The sequence below is a fragment of the Caballeronia sp. EK genome (assembly GCF_014384845.1).
In the GTDB taxonomy this organism is placed as follows: domain Bacteria; phylum Pseudomonadota; class Gammaproteobacteria; order Burkholderiales; family Burkholderiaceae; genus Caballeronia; species Caballeronia jiangsuensis.
On the sequence record NZ_JACSUE010000044.1, the window covers coordinates 1 to 10714 of the forward strand.

Consider the following 10714-nt stretch of genomic DNA (forward strand, 5'->3'; position numbering starts at 1 on the left):
CCTTGACCGATGCCGGTTCATGCCGCGGTACACGGCGCTGCAGACTTCTCGGTCGGCCAGGCTTGCCGCTGGATGGCTCGGCAGGCAGCGGCGCAGTGCCTGGCGCCCATACACGGGTGCTCGATTGGATATGAGCCTGCAGTCCAGCGCTCCTATGCCGCGCTTGCTGAGGGATATGGATTCCGGATCGACGCATGTCCGCCGCACGACCCTGCTAAAAAAGGAATTGTTGAATCTGGAGTCAAATACGTAAAAAAAGCTTTCGTACTGCTACGCGAATTCAGGGATCTGGCCGATGCGAGCCGGCAATTGCGCGACTGGGTCTCGTCCGTCTACGCGAGAAGTACGGCGACGCGCGCCTGAACGCCGCCTGCGAGCGCGCACTCACGTTCTCCAGCCCGAAGTATCGCACCGTTAAGGTCATTCTCGACAAGGGACTGGACGGCCAGCCAGCAGCGACGGCACAGGCGACGGAACCGGCCGACACCTACGTGAACGGTGGCCGCTTCGGCCGCGATCTCCAGTCCTTTCTACTGCATTGAACGCCATGAATCCAAGTCCCGAACTGAATACCATCCTCAGGCAGTTGCGACTGTCTGGCATCCTGGACTCCCTCGAACAGCGCAATCGGGAGGCCATCGATGGGCAACTCGCCTACACCGAGTTCCTTGCCATGTTGCTGCATGACGAACTCGCACGACGTGCGCAGAAGAAGCTCGGCGCGCGTCTTGCCCGCGCCGGCTTTGCGATGGGCAAGACGCTCGAGACCTTCGACTTCGACCGACTGCCTAAACTAAACCGTTCGCACCTTCACGACCTTGCGACGGGTCGATACATCGACGAGAAGGTCTGCGTTCTGATGGTCGGCCAGACAGGCGTCGGCAAGTCGCATTTGGCACAGGCGCTCGGGCACTGTGCTGCGAGCCAAGGTCGCGATGTGCTGTTTATCAACCAGACCGATCTGCTCAAGAAGCTGCATGCAGCGCGCGCCACTGATCTATACGAACGTAAGTTTCAGCAGTTCGTGCGTGTGCCACTGCTGATCGTAGACGACTTCGCGCTCAAGCCCCTTCGTGCACCCCACGATGAGGACTTTCACGACCTGATCGCTGAAAGGTACGAGCGCGCAGCCTCGATCTTGACTTCAAATTTGGACTTCAGCGAATGGGGCGACGCCTTCCCCGACAACCGCGTTCTTAGAGCTGCAACGCTCGATCGCCTGCGCCACGGCGCCTATCGTGTCGTCATCGAGGGCGAGAGCTTCCGCAAGCCCAAACCGATGCCCGACAACGGCGAAAATGCGGTTGCCAAAAACGGCAAAAAACCGCAATCTTGAAACCGTTCGAGTCCGCGTTTTACCCCGTTTCTGCTGGCGCCATTACGCCGCCCATCCCCGGCGTCATTACGCCGCCCCGTGACAGATCCACAGTCCCAGCACTTCCTTGCGACCGTCGGCGCGGATGCCCAGCGCCAGATAGACAGCCTTGTTCTTGACGGTGCCTTCGTCGCGGATCTTCAGTCGCAGCGCGTCAAAGTACACGATCGGATACATCGCCTCGAGCGGGCGTTGCTGCCACTGCTCGACCTCAGCCAGCACCTCGTCGGTGACCGTCGAAATCAGATCGGGCGACACCTGCAGCCCGTACAGCTCCAGCAGATGGCCCTGAATCTCGCGCACGCTCATGCCGCGCGCATACATGCTGATGACGTGGTCGTCGAAACCCGGCAGCCGGCGTTGATACTTGCCAACCAGTTGCGGCTCAAACGTCGCCTGCCGGTCGCGCGGAATATCCAGCTTCAGTTCGCCGTTGGGCGTCAGGACCGTCTTCGCGCTAGTGCCGTTGCGGTCGTTGCCAGCCTTGCCTTGCTCGGTCTCGGCTTCCAGATGGTGGCTCAGCTTGGCCGCGAGCATGCGTTCGGCCAGCCGCTTCTTGAGTTGGCCGGCCAGACCCGATTCGCCCAGGACCGATTCGGCATCCTTGCCCTGAACTTGGGCAAGCAATTGGTCAATTAGCTCATCGGAAAACAGCTTCCGTGCCTTTGTGCTCTTGTTCTTCTTTGTCACGGTTGCTTCGGTCATAGGACGTTATTCCCGTTATCGTCTCATGACCTCGGCACACTAAAAATCTGACAGGCTCCTTTTTTTATCAATTCGTTCGCCTTCTTCAGACTATCGTGCTCAAGCTGCAGCTGTCGGATGTCGCATCGAAGCGATTCGACCTGTTGTTCCAGCTCCGCACGCTGATGGTCTGATGCTAGTTTCTTTTTGCGTTACATAGATGCCGGAACCTCTCGACCGAGTAGCTGATTCTTCCAGTTATACAGCGTTGGCCGGCTCACACCGGCTTTCTCGGCAACCACGCGTGCGCTTTGGTCTCTGATGCACAATCCAATGACTGCTGCCTGCTTTACCTTTTGTGATTTTGGAACGCTTCCGGCGGCTCGGCCAACAATACGTTTTTGATTTCTGGACACAGTTCTTCGATCCAGGCCGCGAGCGTCTCGCGACTCGGATAACCCAAAGCCCTCAAAGTTGCGGTAGCACAGCGGCCATGACTCAAATAATGATTGACAGCCGCCTTCTTCTGCTCATCGGAATACCTCGGCCTTGAACAAACATAGCCCGCCCGTAGATCGTGGCACTGCTCGTATTCGCGATGCCAGGCCTTGAGAGAGTTCTTGGTCGGATACCCGGTACTGTTCACACCAACGGGTGCCTTGGTGCAGCGGCTACTGGCAGCAAAGCGCGATCTGCGTTTGCCGCGGGAGCTAGCGAAGCTCGATCGCTTCGAGTGCCTCATTCTGGATGACATCGGCTACCTCCAGCATGATCGAGACGAAATGGAGGTGCTGTTCACGCCGCTCGCCGAGCGCCACGAGCGCAAAAGCATCGTCATCACCACAAACCTCGTGTTCTCAGAGTGGGAGCGCATCTTTAAGGATCCGATGACCACGCTCGCGGCCGTCGACCGCGTCGTTCATCACAGCGTCGTTCTCGACCTGATGAGCGTTGAAAGCTATCGGACAAATGCTGCCGGCGCGAAGCCGACAGTGTCAGCCTCGGTAGCAGCATAGGGCGGCAATGTTAGTTGTCGTCGGCGGCGTTTGTAGTTGACGCCAAACGCCAGACACCCGGGCCCCCTTATCCAAAGGGTAAGGGGCTGTCTTGGTGGAATAATCTCACAAACTCACTTCCAAAAACCTCTCGATTTGAATTCTGGCGCGCGTCTTTTCGAATGGATGCCAGTAAGTTGGGAGGTTGCGAGCGAGCGCCTTACCGATTCTCCGGCGATCAAAATCACCGAGTAACCGCACAATTTCCAAAAAGGGAATAACGGTTCCATCTTTCTGTTTTCGTGGCTTCACCTTGGCCACCTTGTAGACTACGCCGGCGAGTGCCATCAAAGGATCACCCTGGTCGCGCTCGTTGAGTTGTTCAATAGCATGTAAGATGCGTTTGTAGGATACCCAACTCTTCTCCGGAGGAAGTTCAGATACTACTAGGGCGAGACTGGTCAGGGGTTCGGCTTGGTCGGTCGCGTTGAGCGGCTCGACAGCAGTCAGCAAACGGTCAAAGAATTCCAACTTACATCCAGGGAGCGCGCGGATCTGAGGGGACAGCGCTTTGAGTAGTCGTGTCCGGCCGCCGACATCGAGTTGCTCAATATCGGCCAGGATACGAGTGAAGTTATCGTTCCGCGTCGAAACAGGGAGGAAGGGGATCTTTTCAGCGAGTGCAGCCAATGGTTGCCCTTGGTGGGCCTTGTCGAGCTGCTTAACATTTTTCAGAATTCGATCAAAGGTCTGCGTCCATTCTATGGAAGGCAGCCGGACGAGCTGGTCGGCGAGGACCGTCAGCAATCGAGATGTGTCGGCCGCGTTGAGTGGGTCTCCGGCAAGCTGCTCCGTAGTATTCAAAGTGCTCTCAGTCGCCTCCTTTCGCTCTTCTTCACCAGGCAGACAGCGGATATAGCGGGCGAGGGTGGTCAACAATCGGGCTTTGTCATCCGTATTGAGCCGCTTAATGGCAGCCAGGAGCCGATTGAAGTTTGCCACGCGCTGATCTGGAGGTAGATTGGCGATTCGATCGATAAGTATGGTCAGCGGCGTCCGTTGATACCCAGGCGGTAGTTTCTGCACGTCATGGAGGACATTCGTGAAATCATCGGAGGTGCTGGCAATCTCAGCCTGTTGTTTCAATCTACCAGCGGTGGCACGCTCGCGAGCGCCGAAGGTGGCAAACTCTTGATTGACTCGGATAAGCGCAAACATGTCTTCGGAAGATAGGTGCTCAAAAATGTGATCCTTAACCAAAGGCGGCATGAGTCCCAACGGAGAATCCGACTCGATTTTACGTGAATCTTGAAACTCCAAATAAATTTGATTAGAACGGTTTTCGTGAACTTCGTCGTGCAAATGGCGCCGAAAGGCAGAAAGGTCCATACCCACAATTGTGATGACTTTACCTTGGAACCGGATTGTGATTTGAGGCTGATCACGCACGCTATCGTCCGAAACGACCAACTCTTCACCGTCGACGCGCGTGAAAATGGTCGTCTCGTTTAGATTTGATTCGGCTTGCCTGTAGAGGTTCACGACCAACCGCGAGATAGCATCGTGCTTCTTCTGCATTTCTGCAGCTTTTACAAAACCGTAGATCCCGAATGTCAGCATCGAGAGAATGAGATCTTTTACCCCTCCGGCGCTTCCGAAGTGAGATCCTTCTGCGGCAATACGCCTAGTGGTCAGGCGGTCGTAGTGGAGGGAGGAGTCGCCAAAGGCCCTAGAGAGGGTGTTCATTGATATAGTCATGAATTATTCGCGTAAAGATATAATCGACGTTGCGCGTGAAGCGCACAGGGCGGACGAAGGTGTGCGACTAAGCTACATGATGTCATCGTTGCGGGTCTTCGAGAACCGGTCTCATTTTTATGAAACCTCTAAGAACAGGGTTGGAAATTGTTGGGGCAAGAGGCGTTCCGACTGGGACGACGGCATCGTATGAGGGGCTGTCTCACGTCTCGCCGCGCGTCCATCGTTTGCGTCGATGGCGGTGACGTACTGCGTGATCGAGGGGACGGGTGAGGCTGACCTGATATTGGCTTTTCTTCCGGCGATGTTGGTGCAAGGAGGTTCGATCCCAAAGACCCACAGGAACAACTGACGGACTGCGAGGCGTAAGGGATGCCGCTGATAAGACCGCGTAAGCCATCGTGCCCATGCGATCCGTTTGGCGAAACCGATCGCCATGTTATTTGGCGGCGCTGCAGCAAAATGCGCTTTCTCGACGCCGCGAAACTCAATGGGCTCGACGGGAGGCACATATGTGCCTCGTGCTCGCAGACACGACTGAGCACTCGGCGGCATTGACGAGTGACATTGCCCGCGAGTTTCGGATCCCTTAACTGAGCGGAGATTATGCCACCCGTTGGTTCTGGGCGGCGTACCAGTCCTGCTCGAATTGCATCGGGCTGACGTAGTCTAACGTCGAGTGCAAGCGCGAATGATTGTAGAAGCTCAGCCAGTCGATAACCTCGTCCATCGCTTCTCGACGCGTCGCAAAGCGATGACCGAGAATGCGGGCACGCTTGAGCGATCCCCACAGGCTTTCGGTCGGCGCGTTGTCCGAGCAATTGCCTCGACGGCTCATCGAGCTACGCATGCCGTAGCCCTTGAGCAGGTCCTGGAAGTCACGACTGCAATACTGGCTACCCCTGTCGCTATGAAGGATCAGGCCCGCTTCCGGCCGGCGGCGAAACCACGCCATACGCAGCGCGTTGGACGCCAGCTCCGTGCGCATGTGCGGCTGCATCGACCAGCCCACCACCTGACGGCTGAACAGGTCGAGGATGACCGTCAGGTAAAGCCAGCCTTCGTCAGTCCAGAGGTAGGTGATGTCCGTACTCCAGGCCTGATCCGGGCGAGCGGGAGAGAGGTCACGTTGCAGCAGGTCCGGGGCGACCGGCAGACTGTGGTCGCTGTCGGTCGTGGCCTTGAACCGGCGTTTGGTCCTCGCCTTGATGCCGTGCAGCTTCATGAGTCGCTGGACACGATCCTTGCTGACGCGAACGCCTTGGGCAAGCAGCTTCTTCCACACGCGCGGCCAGCTTGCCAGCGCTATCGGCCTTTACCCAGTTGTGCAGCGTCTTCGGACTGATGCTCAGTATTTTTGCTACGGCCGCCATGCTCTGGCCGCCACGCACCATGCGCACGGCTTCGATCATGAATTCCTGCGTGTACAGTTCTCTCGGATTACCCATCCTTGTTTCCTCCTTGCATGAGTTTTACGCACTCAGCAAGGGATCCCTTTTTCGCGGGCAAGCTCAGAGTTCGCGCCTTGGCGCGTAGCTGATCAGCGCCAAGTCAACGCCTCTTGAGCACGGCTTAGGATTGGGTGCAGGTTACTATTGCGGCTGATTCGGCGGAACCTGGCTTCTGTAAGCTCGTCAGAGCAAGCGGGCTTAAATGCTTCGCGCGCTCAGAGCGCACATATTCGCGCTAAGGCCCCACCGGTAGACGACAGAAATCCAATTTACAGAAACACTATCGTTTTTGAAAAGCATGTCGCAGCCGATGTTATACAATGGAATGGTTTCGTTGGCGAGGCATCGAAAGCTGGCAAACCGCGATGAGCGCGTGGCGCAAAGAATATAGTGTAATCTGGAGAGATGGGATGAGTCTGGTGACGGGTCGAACCATAGTGAGGGCGTTGAGCGGAATTCAAAATGCAGAGACGCGCGATGTTTCCAGGTCTTCGCATATGGCTAAGCGAGGGGCGAGCTACGCCGATGCGGGAGGAATCAGGGATTTGCTTCTTTCAATGCTAACCTTTGGAATATACGGTCTGGTTAAGGCCGTAAATATAGATAAAAAGGGGGCAGCGATCGATCAAGCCTTGAAAGATCTCTGGCATGAAATGGCAAAGAAGGCGCCCGAGCAATTTCAGGAGGTTGAGTTGCAAATCGGCGATAAAAGATTGACGATCGCTGAAGTTAGGAATCTTGCGGGCGGAGATTTTGATTTGAAAGTGTCTTTCGATGGAAGAGTAGTCGTAATCGAGAGAATGCGTATGGTAGATTTCTGGTCCTCCCTGAATAGAGAGGTAGACCATATTGAAGTCTTCGGAGTGTTAGATATAGAATTAACTGGTGCCGATAAAGTGAGTGGGAGTCGGGAGGTTGCGGACTATAATTCCGTAGTGATGCTTCTCAAGACTGAGGGGGCAGTGTGTCGCGATTGTGAGTCTTCTTATCTTAAGGCCGGTATTGACGACAAGATTTGGGAAATGTGCCAGGAAGATGATGCGTCAGAAGAACTCCGTGCAATGAAGGAATTGTTCGAAGCGCACACTGCCGTCGCTTTGGACGGGAGACGTAGACTTGGTCCGAAATTTGAATCTACATTTTGGAATTTCCATCAAGAGTGCTTAAAGCCGGACGGCAATATCTGGGGCGCTGTTAGATCCTGATGAGACGGCTTCTGGCGACATCGAGGGGCACGACTTACGGCTTGCGCCGTTATCAAGAGATGTTGAAGACACGAGATGCGGCCCGCTCGCACTCATTTGCTCCGCCACCGGTCAAGCGCTACGTAGTCGGGCCTGAATGATTTGGTTTGCGTGGTGCCGTCTGTCGTGGGAGTAAGCGCAGTGCAGCTGAGCGTTTGAGTAAAGCGAGGAGCAAAAGGGCGCAATAAATCCACAGCTATCTGAGGATCATGCGCAGGTTGTGGCCCGCGCTGCAAAGAACCGCGTGAACCGCGTCGCAGAGTGCGCCTTTGAGCCAATTCCTATCGAACTTGCCATCCTGAGGTGGGTCGGAATCATGGACGCCAACGGGTTAATTAGCGATCTTGTTCAAGGAGAAAGGCTGCGTGAAGGCGGTGAGAGACAGATGGTCAAAGCGCGCTTGTATCCGCTGCTGGTTATAAAAGATCTCAGTATATGCCTTCATCTCTTGCTGCGCCTGCGGCCGAGCGGCGAACCGCCGACGATAGGCCAACTTGCTCTTCAGTGTGCCGGAGAATGATTCGATCACCGAGCTGCGCTTGCCGACAATAGCGCGGCTATGGGCCGAGTTCACCGAGCACTCCAAGGCTGGGCATCGACGCGCCTGCTCGGCGCGCTGCTCGAGCACGAACCGGTCGAGCGTGCGAAACGGCGCTTCGAGCAGCATCGGGTCGAATCGCATCTGGATCCAAGGAAGACGCTCGAGGCCTTCGACTTCGGCTTGGTACCAATGGTGTCCAAGGCACAGTAATGGCGCTCGCGAGCGGCGACTCGTGGCTCGAGAAAGCCGCCACGATCCTCCTGTTTCGGCCACCGGGTGCCGGGAAAGGCATTTAGGCTCCGGCATTGGCCATGCGCTGATCGACGCCGGGTACCGGGTGCTGTTCACACGCACCGGCGAAATCGTGCAGGAGCTGCAGGCGGGACGCCAAAGCCTTCAGTTGCCGTCAATGCTTGCCACGGTCGATCACTTCGATCTGATCATCCTGGATGACCAGTCGTACGTCTGAAAGGACCAGGCCGAAACGAGCGTGCTGTGCGAATTGATTGCGGAAAGATACGAGCGCCAAAGCCTTCTCATTACGGCCAACGCGGCGCTCTCCGGCTGGAATGAAGTCTTCCCCGATCCCTCAATGACGGTCGCCGCCATCGACCGACTGATCCATCACTCGACGATCTTCGAGATGAACGTGGAAAGCTACCGGCGTCGCAGTGCCGACCACAACAAGCACGCGCGGCGGCGTCAATTACCCCACCCCGAATCGGAAGGAGCGAGAACTATGCTGAGTCGAGCAGCGACAACTAACCCCGTCGACCGGCCAACATAGTTGTCGCCCGGTCGGCCATCGTAAGTGACAATCTACAGTCGTGCATTGTAAAAGCTCGGCCAATCAGTTAGTTCATCCATCGCGGCACGCCGTGTGGCGAAGCGCCGGCCATGCATGCGTGCCACCTTCAGCGAACCCCACAGACTTTCAGTCGGCACGTCGACGCTTTTATGTCGGGCTGAATCGGCCAAGTCGGCCAGAATAAGCAGATACAGTTCTCTGACGAGGCAGCGATGAATTTCCTGCCAGCGATCATGACGTCATCCGGCAACGGCTATGTCCGATCCCGCCGTCCGAGGGGGGGACAAAATCTTGGACTACCTGGAGGTAGTTCATGTTCTCATACGAAGCTCGCATTCGAGCGGTTCGACTTTAGCTGAAGCTGGGCAAGCGCATCGGAGCTACCATTCGGCAGTTGGGCTATCCGACCAAGAACTCTCTCAAGGCCTGGCATCGCGAATACGAGCAGTGCCACGATCTACGGGCGGGCTATGTTTGTTCAAGGCCGAGGTATTCCGATGAGCAGAAGAAGGTGGCTGTCAATCATTATTTGAGTCATGGCCGCTGTGCTACCGCAACTTTGAGGGCTTTGGGTTATCCGAGTCGCGAGACGCTCGCGGCCTGGATCGAAGAACTGTGTCCAGAAATCAAAAACGTATTGTTGGCCGAGCCGCCGGAAGCGTTCCAAAATCACAAAAGGTAAAGCAGGCAGCAGTCATTGGATTGTGCATCAGAGACCAAAGCGCACGCGTGGTTGCCGAGAAAGCCGGTGTGAGCCGGCCAACGCTGTATAACTAAAAGAATCAGCTACTCGGTCGAGAGGTTCCGGCATCTATGAAACGCAAAAAGAAACTAGCATCTGTAGTGGTTCAGTATTCTTGGACACCGATTACGCAGTTTCCACCTTTAAATCCTCGAACTCGGCCGGCGGCATGTGACGCGCGGCCGAGTGCAAGCGTTCCTGGTTGTAGTACATCAAGATGTAAGTCAGCACATCGGCGCGAGCCTCGGCGTGATCACGGTATGCGTGCTCGCCGATGCATTCTCCTTTGAGCGTACAGAAGAAGCGCTCGACGACGGCGTTGTCCCAACAGTTTCCTCTGCGGCTCATGCTCGGCACGATCTCGTGCTCCTTAAGAAACTGCTGGAACGTCAAACTCGCATAGTTGCTTCCTTGGTCCGAGTGGAACATCAATCCCGGTTCGGTACGCCGCGTTTGAAGTGCGACCTGTAACGCGCCAATCACCAAGAACGTGTCACAGGAACCTGAGGTCGCCCAGCCGACTACACGCCGGGAATACAGATCGATCACCACAGCCAGATACATCCAGCCCTGCTGCGTCCAGATATACGTCACGTCGCCCGCCCAGAACCGGTTTGGAACCGTCACGGTGAATGCCCGATCGAGCCGGTTTTGCGCAATCGCCGATGCTTGCGTGCGCTTCACATAACGATGCGTGCGACGTACCCGCGCCTGCACACCGCCTTCGCGCATGAGGCGACGCGCACGCTCGCGTCCCACCGCATGGCCCCGACGCTTCATTTCCTGCGATATGCGCCGACTGCCATAGCTTTGCCGCATCTGCGCATGAATCGCCTGCACCTCGCGCACCAGCGGCACGTCATGCAGCGCCTCTTCCATCGCGGGATCACTCAACGTGAACCATTGCTGCATGAGGTGGATGCGCAGCATCGTCTCGACAGCAAATGGCGGTCGTCCTCTCTTGCCCCCGGGCGCGTGTGGCGTGACCAATTTAACAAGCTTGGCCCACGGAACAACCCGATTCATCTCGTCAAGGAACTGGCGCTTACGCGTACGTTTGGTCGTCAAATCGAACCCAAGATTAGCTTGTTTCATCCTCACATCGTCGCAGCCGTC

The 10714-nt window shown here is 56.3% G+C and carries 6 protein-coding genes and 9 pseudogenes; 7 read left to right on the forward strand and 8 right to left on the reverse strand.

The annotated features are described in order from the left end of the window. Window positions 1–132: 132 nt before the first annotated feature. Both IAG25_RS41970 and istB read left to right on the forward strand, forming a co-directional pair. A pseudogene (locus IAG25_RS41970) lies at window positions 133–542 on the forward strand (IS21 family transposase); the annotation flags it as partial. Window positions 543–547: 5 nt separating this feature from the next. Beyond that, the gene (gene istB / locus IAG25_RS40425; RefSeq protein ID WP_187609814.1) at window positions 548–1336 is read left to right on the forward strand and encodes an IS21-like element helper ATPase IstB; all 789 of its coding nucleotides are present in this window, start codon (window positions 548–550) and stop codon (window positions 1334–1336) included. 84 nt (window positions 1337–1420) lie between these two features. Here istB and IAG25_RS40430 read toward each other — a convergent pair. Then, window positions 1421–2080: pseudogene (locus IAG25_RS40430) on the reverse strand (IS256 family transposase); the annotation flags it as partial. Between the two features lie 56 nt (window positions 2081–2136). Beyond that, a pseudogene (locus IAG25_RS40435) lies at window positions 2137–2705 on the reverse strand (transposase); the annotation flags it as partial. Between IAG25_RS40435 and IAG25_RS40440 the strand changes: the two are divergent. After that, window positions 2686–3075, forward strand: a pseudogene (locus IAG25_RS40440) (ATP-binding protein); the annotation flags it as partial. The pseudogenes IAG25_RS40435 and IAG25_RS40440 overlap by 20 nt on opposite strands. A 105-nt stretch (window positions 3076–3180) precedes the next feature. On the opposite strand, the gene IAG25_RS40445 reads toward IAG25_RS40440, so the two are convergent. The 3 genes and pseudogenes from IAG25_RS40445 to IAG25_RS42445 form a co-directional block, all read right to left on the reverse strand. Then, the gene (locus IAG25_RS40445; protein WP_187609815.1) at window positions 3181–4800 is read right to left on the reverse strand and encodes a hypothetical protein; all 1620 of its coding nucleotides are present in this window, start codon (window positions 4798–4800) and stop codon (window positions 3181–3183) included. Between the two features lie 616 nt (window positions 4801–5416). Next, window positions 5417–6106: pseudogene (locus tag IAG25_RS40450) on the reverse strand (IS3 family transposase); the annotation flags it as partial. 43 nt (window positions 6107–6149) lie between these two features. Further along, window positions 6150–6260 (reverse strand): annotated as a pseudogene (locus IAG25_RS42445) (hypothetical protein); the annotation flags it as partial. A 413-nt stretch (window positions 6261–6673) separates the two neighbouring features. On the opposite strand from IAG25_RS42445, the gene IAG25_RS40455 reads away from it, so the two are divergent. Beyond that, complete coding sequence (locus tag IAG25_RS40455) at window positions 6674–7468, forward strand: hypothetical protein (protein ID WP_187609816.1); 795 nt, start codon at window positions 6674–6676, stop codon at window positions 7466–7468. Window positions 7469–7838: 370 nt separating this feature from the next. On the opposite strand, the gene IAG25_RS41975 is transcribed toward IAG25_RS40455, so the two are convergent. Next, entirely contained in the window at window positions 7839–8135 is a 297-nt protein-coding gene (locus IAG25_RS41975) for an IS3 family transposase (RefSeq protein ID WP_309244028.1), read from the reverse strand. Here IAG25_RS41975 and IAG25_RS41980 point away from each other — a divergent pair. Together IAG25_RS41980 and IAG25_RS41985 are read left to right on the forward strand one after the other, a co-directional pair. Next, the gene (locus IAG25_RS41980; RefSeq protein WP_255504343.1) at window positions 8067–8258 is read left to right on the forward strand and encodes an ATP-binding protein; all 192 of its coding nucleotides are present in this window, start codon (window positions 8067–8069) and stop codon (window positions 8256–8258) included. The two genes, IAG25_RS41975 and IAG25_RS41980, sit on opposite strands and share 69 nt — an antisense overlap. Before the next feature lie 22 nt (window positions 8259–8280). Beyond that, window positions 8281–8835, forward strand: a pseudogene (locus IAG25_RS41985) (ATP-binding protein). Window positions 8836–8873: 38 nt separating this feature from the next. On the opposite strand, the pseudogene IAG25_RS42450 reads toward IAG25_RS41985, so the two are convergent. Continuing rightward, window positions 8874–8996 (reverse strand): annotated as a pseudogene (locus tag IAG25_RS42450) (IS3 family transposase); the annotation flags it as partial. 215 nt (window positions 8997–9211) lie between these two features. Here IAG25_RS42450 and IAG25_RS40470 point away from each other — a divergent pair. Beyond that, window positions 9212–9693, forward strand: a pseudogene (locus IAG25_RS40470) (IS3 family transposase); the annotation flags it as partial. A 31-nt stretch (window positions 9694–9724) separates the two neighbouring features. Here IAG25_RS40470 and IAG25_RS40475 read toward each other — a convergent pair. Continuing rightward, window positions 9725–10693 carry an IS3 family transposase gene (locus tag IAG25_RS40475; protein WP_187609818.1) on the reverse strand — a complete coding sequence of 323 codons (969 nt, stop codon included), beginning with the start codon at window positions 10691–10693 and terminating at the stop codon, window positions 9725–9727. Window positions 10694–10714: the final 21 nt, after the last annotated feature.